The organism is Pseudogracilibacillus sp. SO30301A, assembly GCF_037072025.1.
Taxonomy (GTDB): domain Bacteria; phylum Bacillota; class Bacilli; order Bacillales; family Amphibacillaceae; genus Pseudogracilibacillus.
The window spans coordinates 36,215-60,853 of the sequence record NZ_JAXHDD010000010.1 but is presented as its reverse complement, the minus strand read 5'-3'; the positions used below and the strand labels follow the sequence as shown (position 1 = coordinate 60,853).

The 24,639-nt window shown below is 34.5% G+C and carries 22 protein-coding genes and 2 pseudogenes; 17 read left to right on the top strand and 7 right to left on the bottom strand.

Features of this window, described 5'->3' with window-relative positions; all coding sequences use genetic code 11:
• Positions 1-576 precede the first annotated feature (576 nt).
• The 4 genes from SPD89_RS07450 to SPD89_RS07435 all read left to right on the top strand — a co-directional run bounded on the left by SPD89_RS07450 (position 577) and on the right by SPD89_RS07435 (position 3,980).
• Positions 577-1,488 carry an ABC transporter ATP-binding protein gene (locus SPD89_RS07450; protein WP_336261329.1) on the top strand — a complete coding sequence of 304 codons (912 nt, stop codon included), beginning with the start codon at positions 577-579 and terminating at the stop codon, positions 1,486-1,488.
• Complete coding sequence (locus SPD89_RS07445; protein ID WP_336261328.1) at positions 1,485-2,195, top strand: ABC transporter permease; 711 nt, start codon at positions 1,485-1,487, stop codon at positions 2,193-2,195. The genes SPD89_RS07450 and SPD89_RS07445 overlap by 4 nt, the downstream gene beginning before the upstream one ends.
• The gene (locus SPD89_RS07440; RefSeq protein WP_336261327.1) at positions 2,196-2,939 is read left to right on the top strand and encodes an ABC transporter permease; all 744 of its coding nucleotides are present in this window, start codon (positions 2,196-2,198) and stop codon (positions 2,937-2,939) included.
• A 69-nt stretch (positions 2,940-3,008) separates the two neighbouring features.
• On the top strand, positions 3,009-3,980 hold the full coding sequence (locus tag SPD89_RS07435; RefSeq protein WP_336261326.1) for an alpha/beta fold hydrolase: 972 nt from the start codon (positions 3,009-3,011) through the stop codon (positions 3,978-3,980).
• Between the two features lie 202 nt (positions 3,981-4,182).
• Here SPD89_RS07435 and SPD89_RS07430 read toward each other — a convergent pair whose 3' ends face one another.
• The 5 genes and pseudogenes from SPD89_RS07430 to SPD89_RS07410 all read right to left on the bottom strand — a co-directional run.
• Positions 4,183-5,751 (bottom strand): Vga family ABC-F type ribosomal protection protein, encoded by a 1,569-nt coding sequence (locus SPD89_RS07430; protein ID WP_336261325.1) that lies wholly within the window; start codon positions 5,749-5,751, stop codon positions 4,183-4,185.
• Between the two features lie 735 nt (positions 5,752-6,486).
• Complete coding sequence (locus SPD89_RS07425) at positions 6,487-7,518, bottom strand: hypothetical protein (protein WP_336261324.1); 1,032 nt, start codon at positions 7,516-7,518, stop codon at positions 6,487-6,489.
• Positions 7,515-8,405, bottom strand: a complete 891-nt coding sequence (locus SPD89_RS07420) for a permease prefix domain 1-containing protein (RefSeq protein ID WP_336261323.1) — start codon at positions 8,403-8,405, stop codon at positions 7,515-7,517. The genes SPD89_RS07425 and SPD89_RS07420 overlap by 4 nt, the downstream gene beginning before the upstream one ends.
• Positions 8,402-8,725, bottom strand: coding sequence for a PadR family transcriptional regulator (locus SPD89_RS07415; RefSeq protein ID WP_336261322.1), 324 nt, complete (start codon positions 8,723-8,725; stop codon positions 8,402-8,404). The genes SPD89_RS07420 and SPD89_RS07415 overlap by 4 nt, the downstream gene beginning before the upstream one ends.
• 173 nt (positions 8,726-8,898) lie before the next feature.
• A pseudogene (locus SPD89_RS07410) lies at positions 8,899-9,393 on the bottom strand (chromate transporter); the annotation flags it as partial.
• Positions 9,394-9,918: 525 nt separating this feature from the next.
• Between SPD89_RS07410 and SPD89_RS07405 the strand changes: the two are divergent.
• The 3 genes and pseudogenes from SPD89_RS07405 (at position 9,919) to SPD89_RS07395 (ending at position 12,648) form a co-directional block, all read left to right on the top strand.
• Positions 9,919-11,031 (top strand): serine hydrolase, encoded by a 1,113-nt coding sequence (locus SPD89_RS07405; RefSeq protein ID WP_336261321.1) that lies wholly within the window; start codon positions 9,919-9,921, stop codon positions 11,029-11,031.
• Between the two features lie 444 nt (positions 11,032-11,475).
• A pseudogene (locus SPD89_RS07400) lies at positions 11,476-11,964 on the top strand (catalase); the annotation flags it as partial.
• Between the two features lie 141 nt (positions 11,965-12,105).
• Positions 12,106-12,648, top strand: coding sequence for a D-glycero-alpha-D-manno-heptose-1,7-bisphosphate 7-phosphatase (locus SPD89_RS07395; protein WP_336261320.1), 543 nt, complete (start codon positions 12,106-12,108; stop codon positions 12,646-12,648).
• Between the two features lie 85 nt (positions 12,649-12,733).
• Here the strand turns inward: SPD89_RS07395 and SPD89_RS07390 are convergent, their stop codons facing one another.
• Positions 12,734-13,615 carry a LysR family transcriptional regulator gene (locus SPD89_RS07390; RefSeq protein WP_336261319.1) on the bottom strand — a complete coding sequence of 294 codons (882 nt, stop codon included), beginning with the start codon at positions 13,613-13,615 and terminating at the stop codon, positions 12,734-12,736.
• A gap of 276 nt (positions 13,616-13,891) precedes the next feature.
• On the opposite strand from SPD89_RS07390, the gene hpaB reads away from it, so the two are divergent.
• The 7 genes from hpaB (at position 13,892) to SPD89_RS07355 (ending at position 20,247) form a co-directional block, all read left to right on the top strand.
• The gene (gene hpaB / locus SPD89_RS07385) at positions 13,892-15,355 is read left to right on the top strand and encodes a 4-hydroxyphenylacetate 3-monooxygenase, oxygenase component (RefSeq protein WP_336261318.1); all 1,464 of its coding nucleotides are present in this window, start codon (positions 13,892-13,894) and stop codon (positions 15,353-15,355) included.
• A 32-nt stretch (positions 15,356-15,387) separates the two neighbouring features.
• On the top strand, positions 15,388-16,371 hold the full coding sequence (gene hpaD, locus SPD89_RS07380) for a 3,4-dihydroxyphenylacetate 2,3-dioxygenase (protein ID WP_336261317.1): 984 nt from the start codon (positions 15,388-15,390) through the stop codon (positions 16,369-16,371).
• A 28-nt stretch (positions 16,372-16,399) separates the two neighbouring features.
• Positions 16,400-17,227: an FAD synthetase family protein gene (locus SPD89_RS07375; protein WP_336261316.1), complete on the top strand. Its 828-nt coding sequence runs from the start codon at positions 16,400-16,402 to the stop codon at positions 17,225-17,227.
• A 111-nt stretch (positions 17,228-17,338) separates the two neighbouring features.
• A complete protein-coding gene (locus tag SPD89_RS07370) occupies positions 17,339-17,806 on the top strand; it encodes a flavin reductase family protein (protein WP_336261315.1) in 468 nt (155 codons plus the stop codon).
• A gap of 499 nt (positions 17,807-18,305) precedes the next feature.
• Positions 18,306-19,094 (top strand): fumarylacetoacetate hydrolase family protein, encoded by a 789-nt coding sequence (locus SPD89_RS07365; protein WP_336261314.1) that lies wholly within the window; start codon positions 18,306-18,308, stop codon positions 19,092-19,094.
• Entirely contained in the window at positions 19,091-19,837 is a 747-nt protein-coding gene (locus tag SPD89_RS07360) for a fumarylacetoacetate hydrolase family protein (protein WP_336261313.1), read from the top strand. The genes SPD89_RS07365 and SPD89_RS07360 overlap by 4 nt, the downstream gene beginning before the upstream one ends.
• Before the next feature lie 29 nt (positions 19,838-19,866).
• Positions 19,867-20,247 (top strand): 5-carboxymethyl-2-hydroxymuconate Delta-isomerase, encoded by a 381-nt coding sequence (locus SPD89_RS07355; protein WP_336261312.1) that lies wholly within the window; start codon positions 19,867-19,869, stop codon positions 20,245-20,247.
• 262 nt (positions 20,248-20,509) lie between these two features.
• Here SPD89_RS07355 and SPD89_RS07350 read toward each other — a convergent pair whose 3' ends face one another.
• Positions 20,510-21,145 (bottom strand): GntR family transcriptional regulator, encoded by a 636-nt coding sequence (locus tag SPD89_RS07350; RefSeq protein ID WP_336261311.1) that lies wholly within the window; start codon positions 21,143-21,145, stop codon positions 20,510-20,512.
• Positions 21,146-21,421: 276 nt separating this feature from the next.
• Here SPD89_RS07350 and SPD89_RS07345 point away from each other — a divergent pair, with 276 nt between their 5' ends.
• Genes SPD89_RS07345 through SPD89_RS07335 form a run of 3 tightly spaced genes read left to right on the top strand, consistent with a single transcriptional unit; the run spans position 21,422 to position 24,315 of the window.
• On the top strand, positions 21,422-22,495 hold the full coding sequence (locus SPD89_RS07345) for a TRAP transporter substrate-binding protein (RefSeq protein ID WP_336261310.1): 1,074 nt from the start codon (positions 21,422-21,424) through the stop codon (positions 22,493-22,495).
• Positions 22,496-22,513: 18 nt separating this feature from the next.
• Positions 22,514-23,017, top strand: a complete 504-nt coding sequence (locus SPD89_RS07340) for a TRAP transporter small permease (RefSeq protein WP_336261309.1) — start codon at positions 22,514-22,516, stop codon at positions 23,015-23,017.
• A complete protein-coding gene (locus SPD89_RS07335; protein WP_336261308.1) occupies positions 23,014-24,315 on the top strand; it encodes a TRAP transporter large permease in 1,302 nt (433 codons plus the stop codon). Before SPD89_RS07340 ends, SPD89_RS07335 begins: the two co-directional genes overlap by 4 nt.
• Positions 24,316-24,639 lie beyond the last annotated feature (324 nt).

Below are 24,639 nucleotides of genomic sequence, written 5' to 3'. Positions count from 1 at the left end.
CTTTTTCCATGACTCTAATCCAAAACGGTCACGATTCATACCGAAACATGCCCGTTTTTTATGACCCTTACCCAAAACGGTCACGATTAAGATCGAAACATGCCCTTTTTCCATGACTCTAATCCAAAACGGTCACGATTCATACCGAAACATGCCCGTTTTTTATAACTCTTACCCAAAACGGTCACGATTAAGATCGAAACATGCCCTTTTTCCATGACCCTTACTCAAAACGGTCACGATTAATATCGAAACTCCCCGTCTTGCAGATCGACTCGACATCTCAGATCTGGACTCTGCATGTTGTTAATCGACTCACATTCCGGAGCGGAGGTAGAGTCACTTTTCCCCAACGATGATAAATCGTTACGTCACAGTATCCTTCAACTACAACTCTATTCACTGTAATTTCGTCAACTTACCATTTGCTATTTACCACACTTTATATCAAATATGCTTAAAAAAGTGGGATCTTCAATTATGCTGTTTGCAAAGGTTAATTTTTAAACGAATTTTAAACTTCCCTATACCTTTGTTTTAACCTTTATAATATACGATTAGTATGAGGTGAAAGAGATGGAATATATTGTAGATACGAAAAAATTAACGAAGCGATTTGGTAAGGAATATGCGGTTAAAGACTTGGATATGAAGATACCAAAAGGAGAAGTGTACGGATTTTTGGGTCCCAATGGCGCTGGCAAAACAACGACAATTCGAATGCTGCTTGGTCTAATGAAGCCTACAACCGGGACTGTTTCAGTATTTAATAAAAATCTACAAAAAGAGAAAATAGAAATTTTAAGAAAGATCGGTTCTCTAGTTGAAAATCCTTCATATTATCCACACTTAACTGCTTATGAAAACTTAGAATCATTAAGAAAAATACTAGATGTACCGAAAAAGAGAATTAGTGAGGTATTGGAGATTGTACGTTTAACAAATGCAACAAATAAAAAGGTCAAAGGATTTTCACTTGGAATGAAACAGCGTTTAGGGATTGCAGCGTCCCTGTTACATCAACCAGATTTATTAATTTTAGATGAACCGACTAATGGACTTGATCCATCCGGGATCATCGAAATGCGAAATTTAATTAAACAATTGCCAGCAGAATACGACATGACAATTTTAATCTCTAGTCATTTATTGGCAGAGATCGATCAAATTGCTACAAGTGTTGGAATAATTTCTAAAGGAAAGATGATTTTTCAAGACTCTATTGAAGAAATGCGAAAACTTGCACAGCAAAATGTCATATTAAAAGTAAATGATAGTGAAAAGGCGTGGCAGTCTTTATTAGCAAAAGGGATTCAAGCGGAAAATAAAGAAGGGTTAGTTTATATGCGTGAGCAATCAGATCAAGGTATTGCAAATGCAGTTCGTACGCTCGTTCAAGATGGATTTTCCATTTATCGTGTTGAAGAAGAAAAACGTTCGTTAGAAGATATTTTCTTATCAATGACTTCAGAAGGAAAATTACAATGATTGGAAAATTAATCATAACTGATTTTATGAAAATAAAGCGTAAAGGATTTTGGTTTTTAACATTTTTGGGACCTTTTGGTGTTGTTGCATTACAAATGGTCAATTATGGTGTACGAAAAGAATATTTATTTACACAAAGTGATGATCGTTGGGGTTATTATTTAATGAATACTAGTACCTTCACACCGCTTGCAATTGTATTGGGAATAGCGATTTTAACATCCGCTATTGCCAGCATAGAGACCGAGACAAATGCTTGGAAACAGTTACTTTCTTTACCTGTGCCAAAGAAGACAGTGTTTATTTCGAAGTTTTTTGTGCTTGCAAGTTTGTTTTTAGTCGCATCTATACTATTGACAATATTTACACTCGGTTATGGTATGTTCCTTGATTTAGGAAAAGACATTCCATATGTAGATTTAATTAAGTACAGTTTTTATCCATATTTTGCAGCACTTCCTATATTAGCTTTGCAACTTTGGATAGCGATAGTAAGTAATAATCAAGGTATTCCGATAACGACAGGCATTCTAGGAACGATCTTAACCTATTCGTCATTTACTTTACCTGATTGGATGATATGGAAATGGCCTGCATTGATGATGGAATGGGATGATCCAACAATCATAGTGATGTTTGGGTTCGGATTTGGTTTTCTTATTTTTATTATCGGTATGATTGATTTTGTGCGAAGGGATGTGAAATAGATGTTACTGTCGATCTTAAAGTCGGAATGGTATAAGTTACGAAAATCGAAAGTCACCTCCATTATTATAGCCGGTCCTTTATTGGCATTATTTATTGGTTTAACCAATAATGTACAAGACATGACAGGTGATGGTGAAGTGAATGAATGGATTCTGACTTTATTATTTATGAATTTACCCTATGCTTTGCTGTTTCTACCTTTAATTACAGGGGTTTTTGCTAGTGTTGTATGTAGATATGAACATCAAGCTGGCGGATGGAAACAGTTATTGACATTACCTGTAACGAGAGGAAATGTTTTTATTGCAAAATACTTACTTATTATATTGCTTGTTTTAGTGATTCAAATCTTATATTTGGGTGTGTTTTTTACAGTTGGAATGATAAAAGGGTATACAGATGTTTTTCCAATGATGATTATTTGGAAAAGTATTCTTGGTGGATGGGTTGCCACTTTCCCGTTAGTTGCATTGCAATTATGGATGTCTTTGATATGGAAAAACTTTGCCGCACCACTTGCTGTAAATGTATTTTTTACATTACCCGGTATTTTAGCAGTAAATTCAGAAACGTATGGACCATTTTATCCGTGGGCACAACCTTTTCTTATGATGTATTCGGTTGAGACCCAAATGGACAGTGTGTTTTTCGTTCCATGGGATCAAGTTTTAACTGTGGTAGGAGGCAGTTTTCTCATATTTATTCTGGGTGGAATTATTTATTTTAATAGAAAAGCAATTTAAAAGGATACCATCAAAAGAACTTTAGAAGAAAGAATTTGAACAAATTAAATAAAGAGGAAAATGAGGAATATGAATATAAAAAGTAGATGGTGGAAGGTATCGAGGAATGTTTTCTTATTTTTGATATCAACAGCTCTAATATGGATTGTTTTTCATCATGTAATGAAAGTATATGAACAAAAGACATATCCTCCATTAGGTCAATTAGTTGAAATAGATGGTAAAGATATGCACGTTTATACAAAAGGAAATGGAGAAAATACAGTTGTCTTATTAAGTGGTTTAGGCACCTCCGCACCTTTGTTAGACTTTGAACCTTTAATAAATGAGATGGCAAAGCATCATAAAGTAGTTGTTGTTGAGAATTTTGGATATGGATGGAGCGACCTCACAAATAAGGAACGAACAGTGGAAAATATAGTGGAAGAAATACGAATGGCTCTAAAAAAAGCTAACATAGAAGGTCCCTATATACTCATGCCTCATTCCATTTCTGGTATTTATGGCCTGTATTATGCTTATACATATCCAAAAGAGGTGAAGGCAGTTGTAGGAATTGATTTTACCTTACCACAAGCTTTGGAATATTTTAACGAGCCAGCTCCAACGATGCCTAAGTATCTGAAATATATCGCACCACTCGGGATTGTAAGATTGGCATTATATATAATGTCAGAAGACTTTCTTCCTTTGGCAGATGATGGAACTTATTCTAAAGAGAATTTACAAATGACAAAAGCCATTTCAGCTTGGAATAGTTTTAACAAGAATGTAGTTGAGGAAGCAAATCAAATTGAAAAAAATATTAAAAAAATAAATACGATGACATTTCCGCCAGAAATGCCTGTGTTAATTTTTACTACGGATGAAGATAATGTTAATGAAGAAGGTAAAAACAATGTAACTTTTTATCGAACACAATTAACGAAGCATCCTGCAAGTGAAATTGTTACATTAGAAGGACACCATTATCTCCACTGGACACGTTATAAAGAAATGAGTGAACGTATTAATGAATTCTCTGATAAGTTAATTGAGTAACTTGATTTCGTATGTTTACCAGTGGAATAGTTTCCGGAAATATAAATTAATTTAAATGTAAATGCGGATATATGAAGATAATCAAAGAATTAAGTATTAATTTATTGGAAACGAAAAAATTAGTGGAGAGATTTAACAACTAATTAAAAAGCTGAGCTGAATGGGACAACCAATTGTATGTTTGCCCCATTCAAGCAGCCTTTTATTTTTCTAATTCTTTTTTTCTAGCTACTAGTTCTGCAAATTCTTTTTCCAATTTGTCTGATGGTTCGATACTTAATTTACCTAACACCTCGGTTATTTTTGTTTGTAAAACTAGCAGCTCTTCATCCGCTGTATTTTGTTCATGATCCTTATATCTTCCTTTGTAAGCTTCATATGTCCCATTAAAAACATTCATTTTCTGATTCTCGATTGTAAAGATTCTATTAGCTATTCTTGTAATAAAGCGCCGATCATGAGAGACGAGAAGAATTGTTCCTTCATAATCTCTTAGAAGACCTTCCAATGCCTCCATTGCTTCAATATCAAGAAAATTTGTCGGTTCATCTAACAACAATGTGTTAATATCGCTAACAAATAGTTTTGCAAAAGCTACTTTGACCCGTTCGCCGCCACTTAATACAGCTACTTTTTTAAATACATCATCACGAAAGAAGCGAAGCCGAGCTAACACAGTTCGTATCAGTGTTTCATTTTGGTTAGAAGTTGAACTGACATTTTCTAAAATAGATTTATTCACATCGAGCACATCTAAATTTTGACTGAAATAACCAATTTTTAGGGCTGGGGAGACGGTGATTCCATCATCTCCATTAAGAATTTTTCGTAAGAAAGTTGTTTTTCCAGTGCCGTTGTTCCCAATAATAGCTATTTTGTCTCCGGCTCTTATATCAATATTTTCTGTTTTCCAAAGGAGACGATTTTCTACTTTCCCTGTAACCTCGTTAATACGTAAAATAATTCTGCCTCTAATTGTATCTTCATTCGGTAAATCCATTTTCACTGGAGGAAGCTCTTTTACTTTATCCACCTTCTCTAACTTTTCTAGTCGTGTCTCAATCGCTTTAGCGGCTTGCCGAAGTTTCTTTTGTTTGTTTGCAAAATACGGTTTTGCTCCCTTTATATTTGCTTCGGAAGCGCTAATGTTTTTCGGTTTTTTAGTTGCACGTTGGGCTTTTTGCTCTTTTAATTCTAATGCTTTTTCTAATTGCTTTTTCTTTTGCTCATATTGTTCATACGCCGCTTCATGTTGCTTTTGCTCAAGTTCTTTTTGTTCGACATAACTTGAATAATTTCCTTGATAAACCTTCAAATCTCCGGCATCCAACTCCCAAATTGTTGTACAAAGTGAATCTAAAAACGCTCTGTCGTGTGAGACGAGTACAAAGGCACCTTGCCATCTCTTTAAATGGTTTTCAAGCTTTTCTATATTTTTAGTATCTAAATTTGTAGTAGGTTCATCAGCGAATAAAATATCGGCCTTTGTTGCGATCGCTTTATTTATATACTCCTGTGTTATCTCGCCACCACTTTTTGTCGTATTGGTATTTTTAAGTTGTGGGAGGAGTTCACATGTAGCATTTGAAATAACCTTGCCTTTGGATGGATTTTTGACTTCAGCGAGCACTTCTAGTAATGTTGTTTTCCCACTACCATTACGCCCGACTAATCCAATTCGATCTTTTTCTTGAATCCGTAAATGATTAATATCAAATAAAAGCTGATCTCTAATGTTCACCATTAATTGGTTAGCTTCTAATATAATCATATACTCATCTCCTCTGTTTATAAATTAGGAGACAAAAAAGCCTCCATTCGTTTTCAGAATAGGAGGCATGAGTGAACAGCAAAAAGAGAGATTTCTCTCTTTTTGCTTGAACTTAAGATACCAATCCTATTCCGAAAACCTAAAGTTTGAAAGCACAATAAATTAAAACAGGAGCTGCCTGTTTTTAGCAGTTAAGAAAGTAAAAGATCCTTTCTTGACTCGAATAAGTGTAACTAAGACATTCGTCCAAAGGATTGGCGAATGCAATTTTTCTAATGTGCTTTCCTAGGCTGTTCAGGTAAATAGGATTAGTTGTTCATTCGATTGGGTCACCCTTTACGTTAATTGTTATTGTCATTATATGAGATATGCAAGTATTTGTCCATAGTGAATAAAAACAATTGGACAAATCAGATAAAACAATGATCGGTTAGAAGTAATTCTTTGTTAATTCATCATAATAAACTAACTCTCGTGTTTGGAAAAGCTTTGTTAACCTTAGACTGACTTTTTTTGTAGATCTTTTATGTGCGAAACAATCGATTTACCGACTAAGAGAATATTTTCTTTGGTTTCACGGAATGTTTTTGTCCTAATTTGTACTCCTCGCAATTGACCCAAAAGATGAGGAAAAAGATACTTGAAAATATTCATGAAATAGTAATGAATTGAAAGGGCAGAAGGGAAGCAAAAAATTCACCTTCTACTTTTCACTTACTTTTTAATAGGATCCAACTATTCATCAAGTGATAATTCCACTTCAGTCATGTTTTCTCCGTCTAGATCCATTCGGTACAAATGATAATCCGAATATTTTTGCGCAAATTGTTTATCGACAATAAAATAGATAAAGTCGTCATTAATAACAGGACGGGAAGTATACTCTTGTATATTTGTTAATTGTGTTTCTTCGTTTGTATTTGGATCGTATTCAAATAGTTCATATTCAAATGTTCCACCAGAGTTTGGGTTACTAACAGATTGATAAATTATTTTCTCCTCATCCGATAAAATGACAAAATCATAAATATCGATTTCTTTATTTGGAACGCTAACAACGGATACTGCTTCTGGATCGTCTAATGGTATTTTAAAAATCCGTGATTTCGTATCAAATATTTCTTCCGCTGACTCAGAAGCTTCATCATCAGGCATTTGAATATATACAGCGTCATCGGAAGAAGAAACTTGTAATGAATCCATGGAATACTTTTTAAGGTTCGTGTATTGGGTATGTTCTTCCTCTGAAATCAGATAACTAAATATATCAAAATCATGTGGATTCGCCCTTGCGATTGGTGAATAGTTTTCAAAAGTATCGGCTTTGATATAAAAAAGTTGATTTCCCTCCTTAGGATCAAATGCAAGTTCTGTAATTAAGCCTGTTTTTTGAAAAAGATTCGTCTCTTCAAGTGTTGCAACTTCTACAACATTAATCGTACTAAGTAGTTCAGCTTCTACATCTTTCTGACTTAAACTATAAGCGAGTGTAGAGCCATCCGGTGAAAAAGCAATATCATTTATAAATTTTTCTTCATGTATCGATACCGTCGATATGTCATTTTCCTCTTTTTTTATAACGATTTCTTGCTGTCCTTTGTCATACATTACATAAGCAATCGTCCCATTAGGAGCTATGTCATAAATTTCCGTTAATCCATTCATTTTTTCTTCCTCAGTTTTATTGAACATCAAGCCTACCACTACTAAACATACTGTAATAGTAGCGATTGCTGTAAAAATTAAAGTAATTTTCATTTTATTCAACTAAACAACACCCCAATCGGAAAAACACTCCAAATTAAAAACAAAAGAGCAATGATGAGTATCAGAAACGGAATTATTGCTAAACCAAAAGCGGCTTTATTTTTGTTCTTTTTGATAAACCGAAATTGAATAAAATAAGCCAAGAGCCACACAGTAATAGGAATGAAAATCCACAACAAAGATGGTGGTATGCTTTCAGCGAAAAGTAATATTGCCCATAAGAAAAATAATGTCAAAGCAGTAACTGCAATTCCAGCACTAATATTTAAAAAATGAAGCCATTTTACGTGTTTTGCAAACGTACTTGAATGGTAATGATAATCAATAATTGTTGTACGATAAATAAGGAAAATAGTAAATAATAATATAGATATAGCAATAAAGCTTAGAAAAATAGAGATAGTGTGACTAATACTATCAGCAAGTAATACTCCAAGTAAATAAACAAAGACATGACAAATTAAAGTTGTGTTAATCCATCTTTTCCGATCAATGGAAGGAAATACTTGAAGTGCAAACAGTAATAAAACTGAACTCGTAGTAATAGATGAAACGAGCCAAGTTATTTCAGCATCGCCTTCACTAATTAATTGAGCAAGATAAACGAAAATGGAATAGAAAATCGATAAAACAGAAAGCAATAGAAGAAAAAGTTTTCGTAGCGGAAACATCGATTCCTGCATCTCATTGCCAATCGTTGTTGAATCACCGAAGCTTTCCATTGCTAGTTGTTCTGCTTCCGTCTTTGTAAAGCCTTCTTCTATGAATTTATTACAAGTTAATTCTAGATGAATGAGTATTTCTTCATAAATATCTGCTTTTTCTTCATCCGTACCATCAATTTGGGAAACGATTTTTAATACAAATTTTTCAAAGGGGCTTTTCATATTAAACTCTCCGAACTCCGTTTAATTAAATCAGTAATCCATTCCCAATTGTCTCTTTTTTTCTGTAATTCAACTTTTCCATCTTTGGTAATATGATAATATTTTCGTTTGCCACTGTCTGTATCTTTCCAATAGGATGAGATCCAAGCTTTTCGTTCCATACGTTTTAAAGCTGCATATAATGTACCTTCACTCATTTCGTACGTGTCATCACTTAAATGTTTAATAATGCGAGTCATTTCATAACCATATAAATCCCTTTGCTCAATAAGAGATAATAATAAAATATCAATACTTCCTTTCATCATTTCTTTATCCACAAAAAAACGCCTCCTTTAACTATCACCATTATATTACGAGGTGCATCGTATTGCAAGGTAACTTTTTCTACCTATAAAAAATTTAATATAAAAAGCAGTTGATGAACAAAGGAAATGTCGCATCAAACTAAGTATAAATAATCGGATATTTTTCCTTATATTTGTTTCTATACATAAATATCCGATTATTGCTGCCATGAGAATAACGCCAATTTGTGTGAAGACTGTTTGCCACATCAACGTTATAACTAATGCAAATAATGCCAGTGCGCGTCTTTTTAAATCAGGTGTTAGATTTTTTGCCATTCCTAAAATTGCATGAGCTACTACAACAACAGCGACAATCTTTAATCCATGAATCCAACCTACGTTGGCAATACCAAATGTGTGAAGAAGAGAAGCGAACAGAATAAGTACTAAAACAGATGGTAAAGTAAAACCGATGAAAGAAAAAATTCCACCAAGAACTCCGGCACGCATGACACCAATCCCTATACCAACTTGACTACTGGCCGGGCAAGGTATAAATTGACATAAGGCAACTAAATCTGCATAACTTTTCTCATCCATCCATTTTCTTCGTCGAATATATACTTCATAAAAGTATCCTAAATGTGCAACAGGCCCACTGAATGATGTCATCCAAGTTTTGTTGAAACGAATAATATTTCAAAAAGTGCTGTTACTTTATTATTTTAAGCAATTAGTGGGTTCTCCCTCAGAAAATCTAGTTGTTCAATATTAACAAACTATCATCGAGGTGTTGCATTATCAAGCTCTTCTTTGTAAAATATATGTAAAACTTATGTATTTACACAAAAGAGTCCAGTTCTAAATTTGCCGTTCATACGTATAGTAGAAAATAACATCAGTTACAGCCATTTTAGCTTGTTCATTCATATCCTATATTAAAATTTTAAGGAGTGGAGTGAAATGGGTAACCGGGTAAAATTGTTACAAATTAGTATGTGGACAATCGTGATTCTTTCTATTTTATTGTTTGTGGTAATTATTATAATCGGCCATACCAATTCGTTTGACTTCTTTTTTAGTCAAATAGGGGAGAATTCTATCGTCTATGGCAAAAGGAACGTGATGAATATAACCTAGCTAAAAGAATCCTTTCTACTATGGAAAGGTTCTTTTTTTGTTATGTAGACTTATTGATAAGTATTGTTGAAAGGAGAACTAAAGTGGTCAAATATTTAGTAATAATTGGAATTGTTTTCGGTATTATTTTATTAATTAGTGTTGGTTTTGTCTTTTGGCTGAATTCATCTAGCCCGACATATGTATGGAAAAAATTAAACAAAAATAATATGAACTCTTCATTTGTTTTTAATGAGAATAGTAAGACAAGGCTGGCAATTAATTCTGATAAGCTAATGTCATTAGCTAGTACAGTAAAAATAGTAGTAGCGCTTGAATATGCTTATCAGGTAAAAGAAGATGTGATAGATCCTAATGAGCAAATTAAATTGTCTGAGCTTGAGGTGTTTTATGTTCCTAACTTAGATGGCGGTGCTCATAAGATTTGGTTAGACTATATGAAAGAGACTGATCAAATTAAGGATGAGAGTGTTTCATTAAGAGAAGTAGCTCGGGGAATGATGGCAGTTAGTTCCAATGCAAATACTGAATATTTGATGGGAAAGTTAGGGATCGAAAATATTGAAAAACGTATGTCGACACTTGGCATTGTAGCTCACACTCCGCTATATTACTTTACATCAGCCCTTTTTATACCATTTGAAATAAAGAAGAGTGAGTATCCAAATGAATCAATGAAAGATATAAAAGACGAGATTATTCATAAGATGCGAGTTATGGAGGATGAAGAATGGATTAAACTCGCAACTCATATTCATGATACTTTAGAAAAGGAAGCAGATTATAAGAGCAATGCCAATATTACAGAATGGTGGGATGCAGATTTTGACCGTTACTTTTCTGATGCATTTATTAAGTCTACCACTTCGGAATATGCAAAAATTATGGCAATGATCAACGATGAAAAGTTCCCGGCTGTCGCTCAAAAAGAATTAGAATATGTGCTTGGCATGACGATGGAAAATGAAGCGAACCAAGAATGGTTAAAACGTGCTGGAAAAAAAGGTGGCTCTACGCTTTACATTTTGACTGATGCTTTGTTTGCAGAAGATATAGTTGATAATAAATATGAACTAGTGATATTTTTCAACGACTTAAAATGGTATGAAGCGTTTAAATTAATGAAAAGCCTAAATGAATTTGAATTAAAACTTTTATCGGATAAATTATATCGTGATGAGCTTATTAATAAATAGTTTTCGGCTTGTCATGTTTTTACGAATATTTCCTAGGATACTTGATTTCTTTTTTAATTTATTAAAAAAGAATGTAAGTGTATTTTTTCCAATATTTCTCGTTTTAATATTGGACTAAAGTGCTCTTTATAATAATAAGTCTAGGAAACGAGATGGGTAAAGATGTAAGTTGTACATTGATAGTTGGATAAAGTATCATCATAATTTTAATAACGTCAGGGGAAAATATCATGAAAAAATGAATAGCATTCAAACTAATAATCCCTTTCACATTTATCATTGGAAGTGTGTCAAATTTTATGATCCGAACTAGTTCAAATTTAATGTTATGTAGTTCATAAATAAACCATCCTTTCTAAACTATCTCAATTTCTAGCTTATCATAACAGTAGAAGTAATGCATAATTGCTTTCTTTTTGGTTATAGTATACATGCAAAAATTAGATAACTTTGAAGAAGGTTACCGTGAAAAAAGAAAATGAAAATCATGAAACAAATATTGAACATGATGATACATTAACAACAAGACAGGGACATCCTGTTACGAATAATCAAAATATACGTACTGTCGGTTACCGAGGACCAGCGATGTTGGAGAATTATGACTTTTTGAAAAAAATCAGTTATTTTGACAGAGAAAAAATACCTGAACGAATTGCCCATGCTCGTGGTTCAGGAGCTCACGGTTATTTTGAAACATATGGAACAGTTGGAGATGAGCCTGTCTCCAAACATACTCGTGCAAAAGTTTTTCAAGAAAAAGGGGAAAAAACGCCTGTTTTTGTGCGTTTCTCAACTGTTGTTCATGGAAATCACTCACCTGAGACGGTGCGAGATCCTCGTGGATTTGATGTGAAGTTTTACACAGAGGATGGTAATTGGGACTTAGTTGGAAAAAATTTGAAAATTTTCTTCATTCGAGATGCAATGAAGGCGTTGAATAATTTTATTATACACCGAAATTTTGTTGAAATTGCTAAACTGTAAAAATGCTGGACTTAAGTCAACACCACTGAAATGATTTAAGCTGAACTTTCTGTGTGAGATCCACTATTATAAATATGGAGGTTAATTGTGGATAAAGCAATTTTTCTTGATCGGGATGGCGTGATAAATGAAGTACTTAGTTATCGTGTGAAATTTGTAAATAAACCGAAAGATTTCTATTTACTTGATGGTGCTGGTGAGGCAATTAAAAAGCTAAACAATTTAAATTACAAAGTTTTCGTTGTTACAAACCAAGGAGGTATTGGACTTGGGTTTATGAAAGAAACATCGTTAAAAAATATTCATAAGAAGATGAGACAAGACTTATCTGTCTATGGTGCTGAAATTGATGATATTGCGTATTGTCCTCATCAACCTAATGAAGGTTGTAAATGCCGAAAACCTAAGCCGAAAATGATTCTTAACTTGGCCCAAAAACATAAGATAGACTTAGCGAAAAGTTATATGGTTGGTGATAGGGCACCTGATATTGAAGCAGGAAAGGAAGCAGGAGTAAAGACTGTTTTAGTAGGCACTCGAAAGGAACAAGCAAATGCGGATTTACAGTTTAGGGATTTATTAGATTTTTCTAGTTGGCTTGAACAAAATCATGGAGATGTTTTCAATTAAAATCAAAAGAATCCTCCGCTTCACAAAAATAGCTGAAGGATGGATTCTTTTTTGATAAAAAGAATGTACAAGTTTATAAAAATTATTATTTCTGTTTAAACAATTCTATAAACCTTTCAGCACTTTTTGATATATATCTGTCTTTTAACCAGATGATTGCTGATTTAGAAACAATTGTTGTGTTTACTATTTTTAAAACGGATACATTTTTTGTATTCTGTTTTAACAAAGTGGATTGTGGAACAATTGTAGCCCCAAGTCCCTCATTTATAAGATCCAATAACATATCTACGTTTGGTGATTCACAAAGAATAGTTGGTTTTAATCCTTCCTCCATAAATTTATCCATAATAATTTCAAATTGCCCTACACCTCTGATTCGGTGTAGTAATAAAAGTGGTATTTTTGCAAGGTCTTTCATAGAGATACTAGTCCTAGTTGGATCATCAATCCAATTATTATGGACAACAGCCACGTACTCTTCAGATGGTAGTTCGAGAAAGTCAAAGCCATTCATGTCTATAGGTAGGCGTATAAATGCTAATTCAATCTCTCTTTCGATTAATTGTTTCGCTAAAAAATAAGAATCTCCTTCTATTAACTGAAACTTTACTTGTGGAAAACTATGCTGGTAAATGCTTATATTTTTAGGAATATGAGAAAAACAAGATTTATTGCACCCGATAGATAAAGTTCCTCGAACTCCTTTTCCTGTTTCTTTCACTTCAATAATTGTTTCTTCAATTTTATAAAATATTGTCTTTGCCTTTTCATATAAAACTTCACCTGCTTTAGTTAGTTCCATTTGTCTTCCATTTCTTTCAAATAAAAGGACTCCGAGATTTGCTTCCAATGCTTTTAATGCTTGACTTAGCGGTGGCTGGGCGATATGTAGCTTTTTGGCGGCTCTTGTAATTTGACCTTCATTTGCAATTTCATAAAAGTAACGAAGCTGTTTAATGTTCATTGGACGAATTCACCCCACTAGTATATGATTTTAATATAGAAAACAAACATTTTTAATATTTTACATATATCATAACATATATGATAATGAGATTAATACAAAAAATTACATGGAAAAGGTTTTAAGTTATGTTATTTAATTAAATCTATTCTAAATGGCAGAAAACTATACAAAGAGGTGATGTATAAAAACGGAAATGAAAGCGCTACTTTATATTTATTATACACCAAAAATCGAAAGGCGAAAATTTAACAAATTTAAGGAGGAATTTACCAAATGGGAGCTAAAACAGGTAAGAAATATAAAGAGAGATTACAGAAGGCTAAAAATAATGTATATGCGAATGGTGAGAAAGTAGAAGATGTAACAACACATCCAGCATTTAAAAATGTTATTGATTCGATGGCTAAATTATACGATCTGCAACACGAAAAGGCAGATAAAATGTTGTACACATCTCCAACTACTGGAGACAAGGTTGGTATGACATTCAAACACCCAACAACAATTGACGATTTAATCGCAAGAAGAGAGGCAATTCAAGAGTGGGCACTTTCACATAATGGAATGATGGGTCGTGCACCAGACTATCTTAACGCTGAAGTAATGGCAATGGGAATGAATAACGATTTATTTGCTGAAGCAGATCCACGTTTTGCGAAGAACGCTCGTGATTATTATGAGTATGCTCGTGAAAACGATATTAGTTTGACACATACATTAATTCATCCACAAGTTAACCGTGCAAAAGCCCAGCACGAACAGAAGGATGCAAATGTTGCTCTACATCTAGTAGAAGAACGTTCGGATGGTATTATTGTTGACGGTATTCGTTTACTTGCCACTCAAGGTGCAATCACAGATGAGACGCTTGTTTTTCCATCAACCGTTAAAAAAGCTGGAGAGTTAGATGATCCATACTCATTAGCATTTGTTGTACCGAACAACACGCCAGGAATTACTCATATAAGTCGTGAGCCGTGGGATTATAAGGATAATAAATGGGATTATCCATTGTCCTCTCGTTACGAAGAAGGAGATACGATTATTTCATTTGATAACGTTTTCGTACCTTGGGAAAAAGTGTTTGTTTGTGGTAATTCTTCTGTTTGTAACCGTACTTTTGCTGAAACAAATGCAGTAGTGCACATGTCACACCAAGTTGTTGCTAAGGCAATTGTAAAAACAGAGTTTATTTTAGGGGTAGCACTTAGTATTATGGACGCGATCGGAATTGACCAGTTCCAGCATGTAAAAGATAAAGGTCGCGATATTATGATTACATTAGAAACAATGCGTTCACATTTATATCGTGCAGAACATAATGCAACACTTGATAAATACGGAACAATGAATCCGGATTTTGCTGCACTTGATGCAGCTAGAAACTGGTTCCCACGTATTTATCCATCTTTGACTGAAATTATTCGGGTACTTGCAGCATCAGGGCTAACAGGAATTCCTACTGAAGCTGATTTTGCAAACGAAGACATTGGACCAATCATTGAACGGGGATTACAATCTAAAAACCTAAATGGATATGAGCGGGTGCAATTATTCCGTCTTGCCTGGGACTTAACTGCAAGTGCATTCGGTTCCAGACAAAATCATTACGAATATTACTTCTTTGGAGATCCAGTTCGTATGGGAATGACTTACTTTGATAATTTTGAAAAAGAACCGTATAAACAGCGTGTAGCGGACTTCTTAAAAGAAGCAACAAAACAACCAAGTAAATAATTTAATCCGATAAAAGTTAGGGGGATAACGAAATGAGTTTTGATATTACGAGAACTGGAAGAGCTGTGTTGCATGTAACCGATTTAGATGCTTCGAGAAAATTTTATGTTGACGCATTAGGATTTGTGGAAACGGAATCTGATGAAAACAGTATTTATTTACGAGGATATGAGGAGCAAGGACATCATAGTCTTTTGCTGAAAAAAGCAGATAAGCCAGCTGTTGAAGTTATTAGTTATAAAGTGTATGCGGATGCCGATTTGGATCAAATTGAACAAGTTGCAATTAAAAATAACCTTCCTTATAGATGGTTAGAAAAAGGCGAGCAACATGCCATTGGAAGAGCTTTACGTGTGCAAGACGTTTCAGGGCTTTCCTTAGAATTTTTTTCTGAAATGGATAAAGTGGAAAGTTTATTACAACGTTATGACTTACACAAAGGTGCAAGAGTGCAGCGTATAGATCATTTAAACTGTTTAGTGCCAGATGTTCAAAAAGCGTATGATTTTTATAATCAAGAATTTGGTTTTAGAAGTTCAGAATATACTGAAGATGATGAAGGAAGTTTGTGGGCAATTTGGACGCACCGGAAAGGGAATGTTCATGATCAGGCATTTATGAACGGAGATGGACCATTGCTTCATCATATCGGATATTGGTTACCAGATCCACTAGCATTAATTCATGCTTGTGATGTATTAGCTTCAATGGGGATGGCTGATAGTATCGAAAGAGGGCCAGGAAGACATGGATTGTCAAACGCATTTTTCTTATACTTGCGCGATCCAGATGGACATCGAATTGAATTTTATTTTGGTGACTATTTTACAGGTGATGGAGATTTTGAACCAAAACGCTGGAGCGTTAATGATAAGACACGTCAAACATTCTGGGGTCATGAAGCACCAGATAGCTGGTTCGATGAAGCGTCAACGTTCTTACACGTTATAACTGGTGAAGAAGTAAAACAAGAAAAAGCAAAATTAACACTTTACAAGCCCGACTTTACCATGTAATTGGCTATAGTTTGAAAGGAGAAGGGAAATGGAAGTCATTTATCTCACACATTTGAGTACATTAAAAAATTTGGAATCCCATGTGATGGCGATTGGATTTTTTGATGGTGTTCATTTAGGTCATCAAGAATTATTTAAACAGGCAAAGGAGCAAGCAAGAAAGCTAGGAATTAAAAGCTCTGCATTAACGTTTAACCCACATCCTGATGAGGTAATAAAAGGGGATACTAACAGAAAATATTTAACACCTTTACAAGAAAAAATAACTAAAATCTCACAATGTGGTATAGATAAATTATATATAATGAAGTTTGATAAAAAGTTCTCTTCCCTTCCTCCTATGGATTTTATCAATAAATACATTATTGGTATGAACGTAAAACATGTCGTAGTTGGTTTTGATTTTACCTTTGGTTTTAGGGCGCAAGGTAACACGAAAGTTTTGGAAAGAGAATCATTCAAAGGTGATTTTGGATTGACCGTTGTACCACAAAAGACATATATAGATACGAAAATTAGCTCAACTGAAACACGGAAGTTACTACGTGAAGGAAACGTTGAAATAATTCCCTATTATTTGGGAATGAATTATCAAGTAAAAGCCTTGATCAATGAGCCTTCCCAGCTGGATAACACTTTCTCGGTTAATATTTCTGACCGATACTTTTTACCAAAGCCTGGAACTTATGAAGTTAATATTATTTTTAAGAATGAAGTGTATGTTGGTGAATTTAACGTTTTAACTAATTTTAAAAATGAACTTATTATTTATGATCTAGAAACTTCGGACTTAAAAGAAGAACTAACGATTGAGTTTTTAAATAGATTAAGAGTAATGCGAGCAGTTTTAGTTTAGCAGATAAGAAAGTATAAATCCTTTCTTACTGCATAAGTGCAACTAAGGCTTTCGCCATAAAGGCTTGGCGATAAGCCAAGTTTTCTAAACAAAATTAGGGAGGGACGATAGATGGATGATCGAACGTTTAGAAATGCGATGGGCAGGTTTGCAACTGGTGTAACAGTTATTACTACGCAAACAAAAGATGAAGTACATGGAATGACAGCAAATGCATTTATGTCGGTATCACTCACTCCTAAATTAATTACTATCTCAGTCGATAATCGTGCAAATATGCTTGATAAAATAAAAGAATCCAAACAATTTGCTGTGAATATTCTTTCCGATAAACAACAGGATATATCGATGCATTTCGCAGGACAAACGAAAGAAGAAAGAGAAATTGATTTTGGATTTATCGAAGGAATTCCAGTAATTCAAGAATCATTAGTTTCTGTTGTATGCGACTTAGATACTTCTTACGTAGTAGGAGATCATACATTGTTTATTGGTAGAGTAATCGATATTAAAACAACGGAGGGAGATCCACTGACATTTTACGCAGGAAGATATGGAATAGATTCAGTTGTAAGTTAATTAGAATAAAGAAAAGAGACCAGTTTTTTTGCTGGTCTCTTTGTGACGAAGTATGTCTTAAAGCGCGTGTTCAAAAAGGATAAAAAGGACCAAGTCGGCTAAAAGCGCTGACAGCCTGGGACTGCACTTTCGTTCGTCTCACCGTAAAGATTTGTCGCAACGCCAACACTAGCACGTCCTATGCGTCGGAAGTTCAAGGCGGCGAAGTTCGAGCACAAGGAAAGCTTACCTGAATCCACATCGCACGAAGGAAAAGTGGTTTTCTTTTTACGAGGAGCGGACTTGTACAGGATGTACTGACTTCCGTGTTGCCCACAGGACGTGGGCGATTTTAGCAGAAGCTCCCCTATCGCAGTGTCATTTTTACCGGACTTTTTGAACATCTTCTTAAAGCTACTATTTCTATATAGGAAACCAGCATTGCCCGCATTTGTGGGGAGCCACCATCTATCATGAAAAAGGTTTGTTTTCATATAAAAATACGAGGAGTTGATCATTAATGCAGACAATAAAGTTGAAATTACGCGGAATAGAACAGTTACTTGAGGGACAAGTACAAGATCAGGGAACAGTAGAAATTCAAGGGATTGACTATCAGACAGATACATTACCATTTGATGTACCAGTGGATGGAACGTTATATGGTACACTTTTGAACTATCGAGGTGCATTTGAAAAACTAGAGCCGTCAATGAGAGAAGATCCGTATAAAAAACCACCAAAAGCACCGATTCTATACATAAAGCCAAAGAATACATTTATTAGTCATGGAAAGGCAATCCCTCTTCCTCAAGATGTAGAAGCTCTTGAAATGGGAGCAGCACTTGGTATCGTGATTGGAAAAACGGCAACAAAAATATCAGAACAAGACGCACTTGATTATGTCGCTGGTTATACAGTTGTTAATGATGTAAGTATTCCACATGAAAGTGTTCACCGTCCAGCAATAAAAGAGAAAACACGCGACGGCTTTTGTCCAATCGGTCCATGGATTACTGCACGTGAGTCAATCCAAAACCCGAATGATTTACATATTACCGTATCTGTGAATGGAGTAGTAAAACAAGAAAACAGTACAAAAAATGTCATTCGTTCCGTTGAAAAACTACTTGCCGATGTAACAGAATTTATGACATTAAATAAAGGAGACGTTTTACTAGTAGGTGTTCCGGAAAATGCGCCACAGGTAAAAGAAAATGACTTAGTAAAAATTGAAATTGAAGGTATTGGAGCAATTGAAAATAGAATTATCCCAGAAAAAGATGTCATAGGAGGAGATTTAGCATGAAGCGTGCACGAGTAAGTTTCGGCGGATTAATTCAAGATGCAACAGAAGTTGATGGGAAAGTAAGACTAAATGATGGGCGAATTGTTGAAGAAAAAGATGTTGTCTGGTTACCACCAGTAGAGCCACAGACTGTATTTACGCTAGGACTTAATTATGCAGATCATGCTGCTGAGCTGTCTTTTAAAGCACCAACGGAACCGTTAGTTTTCTTAAAAGGTCCTAACACATTTATCGGTCATCATGGGCATACGGTACGACCAAGTGATGTAATGTTTATGCATTATGAGTGTGAACTCGCCGTCGTGATTGGAAAAACAGGAAAAAATATCAAAAAAGAAAATGCTTATGACTATGTATCGGGATATACAATTGCAAATGACTATGCGATTCGTGACTATTTAGAAAATTATTATCGCCCTAATTTACGAGTGAAAAACCGGGATACATGTACACCAATTGGTCCATGGATTGTCGATAAAGAAGCTATTGAAGATCCAATGAATTTAACTTTACGTACGTATATTAACGGAGAAATTAAGCAAGAAGGAACAACTGCGGACATGGTGTTTGGTATCCCAAAACTTATTGAATATTTAAGTTCCTTTATGACATTAAACGAAAATGACCTCATTTTAACAGGAACTCCTAAAGGATCGGTTGATACAAAAGTTGGTGACGTGGTAATTACAGAAGTTGAAGGTATTGGCAGACTGGTAAATACAATTGTTGGTGAAGATTATTAATTGATTCAAAATAAAAAGGAGAAATGTGCATGCCACACTTAACTTTTGAGTATACGGATAATATAAAGGAAGTGTCAGATATTCCAACATTATTAAAAAAAGCAAATGATACGTTATTACAACATCAAGATGTTATTCCAATTGGTGGGCTTCGAACAAGAGCAATTGAATTAAAAGACTACTGTGTAGCAGATGGCAGTGAAGATGATGCTTTTGTCCACGTCATTTTAAAACTTGGTAGCGGACGAACCGATGGAGAGATTAAGAGAGTATGCGATGATCTTTTTAAAACAGTGAAAGATCATTTTGCGGAGATTTTTGAGAATCGCTACTTGGCATTGTCGTTGGAAGTTCATGAATTTACTAGGCCGACCTATAAACAAAACAATATCCATTTGCGGTATAAATAACACCCTAGATGATGCTGAAACATTAATCTTTTCTAACTACTAGCGTTTGTATAATATGCTCTTTATTTAACAAGTCCCGCGGGCGCCTGTAAATATGCAAAGAGCCCTGCGGCGTTCTCCCACACCATTGATCTCAGTGGAAAAGACGAAGAAGAGCTCACGCTGTTCATCCATATCCTTTAACTCACTGGTAGGGGGCTAAGAAGTGATAGGAATTAAAATAGCTGTCGAGGCTTTCTCGACAGCCATAAAAGATACCTTATTATGCATTTCGATGTTTAAATGCTTCTAATGTATTAAGCTTATGTTTTCTTGTAAATGTTTCAATTTCTTCAGCATCCACATTCTTTTCAATAAGCTCAATGATTTTATTGTGTTCATCAATTGAATGAGGAGTTCGTTTAGGGAAAAATCTAAACCCTGAATTTCGAACTACATCGAGACGTTCCCACATTTCTTTGATCTTAACAAGAAGTAATTCATTCGGACAAAAAGAGTAAATAAAGTAATGAAATTCTCTGTTAACATCAGCGATTTTGTCTAATTCATAACTTTTCAAGTATTCACTCATACGTAAATTAATTTCTTTTAATTTTTGAATTCCTGATGTATCTATATGGGGTGCACTTAATGCAGTTGCATAACCTTCTAGTAAAGCTAACACTTGTAAAGTTTCCATATATAGTGAATCGTTAATTCCTTTAACTATGGCTCCAATATTAGGTTCGTAATCAATTAATTGTTCTGACTCTAATTGATGAATGGCTTCACGAACAGGTATATGACTGGAATTAACCTCCTTCGCAATTTGATCGATTATTATTCGTTGTCCTGGCACATATGTTCCATCAAGAATTCTAGATCGGATAACTTGGTATGCATATTGTCTTTTGTTCAACTTTTTATTATTAATCATATATTAAATATATAAGAATTGATATATTATTGCAAATAACTTTCTGTGAATAGATAATGGGAAAATTATGACTAGTACAATTGGCATGTAAAAAAGTGCAAATTTTTTGTCAAAATTACTTGATAACATATATCTAATGATATATGATTGACATTAAGAAAAGTAAAAAAGGGGGACAATTGGAGGGATACTTTTAGGTTATTTTTCGAAAGCGCTTTAATATGAAAAATTACTACAAATCAACGAGGAGTGAAGTAAATGCGTACCAACTTAAAAGAAAAAATGAAAATTTCCCTTTCGTTGCTAGCTATTTTGGGGATTTTATTTTTAGCAGCATGTGGAGGAAGTGATGACACGGCAGATGCTAATAATGATAAAGAAAGTTCAAGTGGAGAAGAATATGAATTAGATTTTTCACATTTTTTCCCACCAACACATTTCATGGAAGAAGAGGTTCAACAATTTGCAGCAGAATTAGATGACGCGACGGATGGAAGAATTCAAATTACATCTTATCCAGGTGCATCACTAGCGGCTCCAGATGAACATTTTGATGCAGCTGCGACTGGGTCTATTGATTTTGGTTTAAGTGTACACGGTTACACACCAAATCAGTTCCCGATGACTTCTGTGATGGAATTGCCATTTATGTCAGAATCTTCAGTGGAAGGATCTAAAACATTATGGGAATTGTATAACGAATTTGAGGAGTTTAATGATGAGTATGCAGGTACTGTACCATTATGGCTTTATACAACCGATCCGGCTCAATTATATACAGTGGACAAGCCTGTTAAAAGTATTGATGATCTAAAAGGAATGAGAATCCGTTCCCCTTCACCAGAAACAAGTGAGTGGTTAGAAGCACTTGGAGCAACACCAGTTTCTATGCCAATGAATGAGAATTTTGAAGCATTGGAACGTGGGGTTGTTGACGGAACGATTGCACCATGGGAAGCAGTAAAAACATGGGGATTAGATGAAGTGATTAAATACGCAACAGTTGGAAACTTCTATTCTACTACGATGTTCGTTGTCATGAATGAAGATGTGTTTAATAGCTTTAGCCCTGAAGATCAGGAAACGATTCAAGAATTAACTGGAGATAAAATGATAGAAAAAACAGGTGAAGTATTCGATCAGTTCGGACAAGAAGCTATTGAGCAGGCAAAAGAAAAAGGCGTAGAAATCTATGAATTAAGTGATGATGAATTAGCGGAATGGAGTGAATATATTAATCCAACAATTGAAAATTGGATTGATAATGTTGAAGAAAAAGGATTACCTGGACAGGAATTGTATGATCGTGCAGTTGAACTAACCGGGAAGTAAACTAGGGGTGAAAGCACCATGGCTAAATGGATAGAGAAGTCAGAAAAAATTTTGGACAAAATAGTTGACATACAACAGTTTATTTCGAACCTGTTTCTAGTTTTCATTATGACAATTATTACGTTTGATGTACTTGGACGAAATTTATTGAACAAACCTTTAAAAGGAACTTACGAACTGACAGAACTCGGTGCAGCCTTACTTGTGTTTTTTGCTTTAGCAATAACACATCGTAAGGGAGAACATATAACAATTGATTTTATTGTTGATAAATTTTCAGCTAAGGCAAAAAATATGTTACTCGGAGTTGTAGAAATAGTAATAGCGGTAATTTTATTCATCATGTCTAAACATTTATTTGATAATGGACTTCGTATGATGGAAAGAAAATCAACGACAACTGATTTGGCTATTTCTGTTCACCCATTTCTTTTTATTATTACATTTACGCTTATAATATTTGCTCTTACAGCAATATTTAAAGCGATCCACTATTTTGGATTGGCGGTGAACAAGAAATGAGTCCAGAATTTATAGGTATAATAGGAATTGTCGCATTATTAGTATTATTCCTAATTCGAGTTCCAGTCAGCATTTCTTTAATCATTGTAGGAACATGTGGTGTCGCATTAATTAGGGGATGGGACTCAGCATTTGTTCAATTGGGAACAACACCATTTTCAACTGCAAGTTCTTATTCGTTAAGTGTTATTCCATTATTTATTTTAATGGGAATGTTCTTATCTTATAGCGGTTTTGGGCATGATTTATATCGAGCTGTAGACGCTTGGATTGGACATGTTAAAGGTGGTCTCGCTATTACAACAATAGGCACAAGTGCAATGTTCTCTGCTATTTCAGGATCTGTTAATGCGACAACTGCTACTATGGCAAGAATTGCTTTACCGGAGATGAAAAAATATCGTTATGACGATGAATTATCTACATCCTGTGTAGCTGCAGGTGGTACACTCGGTATTTTAATTCCGCCAAGTGTGATCCTTGTACTATACGGTATATTAACGATGGAGCCGATTGGAAAATTACTCATCGCTGGTCTTGTTCCCGGTTTATTACAGATGGCATTATTTATGATCGTTATTTATATAATGGTCTTAAGAAATCCGGCACTCGCACCAGTCACAGAAAAGAAACCATTCAAAGAAAAAGTGCTCTCTTTGAATAGTGTTTGGCCATTTGTATTTTTGTTCGCTCTAAGTGTTGGAGGTATATATTTTGGGTATTTTACTCCAACTGAGGCAGGTGGCGTTGGTGCATTTGGAGCATTTCTCTTAGCGATTATTACGAGAAGATTAAGTTGGACTGACTTTAAAGCTTCATTAAGCGAAACAACAAGATTAACAGCAATGATCTTTTTCATATTAATTGGTGCTGATATTTTTAGTAAATTTCTGGCACTTAGCCGAATACCAGTTGCAATCACAAAGTATGTTTCTGATCTAGCATTGCCTGCGATGGTAATTATGGTATTTATTTTAATCGTGTATTTTATCTTAGGGATGTTTTTAGAAGGAATTGCTATTTACGTACTTACACTCCCAGTTGTCTATCCATTAATTACAATGTTAGGATTTGACGGTATTTGGTTCGGAGTAGTGATGATTTTTGTAATGAATATGGGTCTTCTCACTCCACCACTTGGGTTAAGTGTCTATATTATAAGTGGTGTGGTAAAAGATATGCCGATTCAGCGTATTTTCAAAGGAGTTATTCCAATGCTACTCACGATCATTTTGTGTTTAGCATTGATAGTGATTTTTCCAGAAATCGTTACATTTTTACCCGACTTAATGAAATAATTGACATGGTTTATAGGAATAAACAGTTTACTTTTGTAGACTGTTTATTTTATGTAAGTGAGTCGACTTTATAAGTTAATTCGTCGATAAAACAGTTATCGCCGTTCTATTACGTCCTCAGTCGATAAATCATTTGCTCCGCCGATAAAAACCGCGCCCCGCCGATACTAGGAAGCTTTAGTCGAACGAAGCTTATACGGTCGCATGTGGAAAGCACCACCTAGAGTGTAAACGAATATCTAAACTAATGGCATCGGATTTTAAAGTTAAATATTGGATTATGAAATTATTTCAAGTCTGAAAAATAAAAAATAGATAAATATA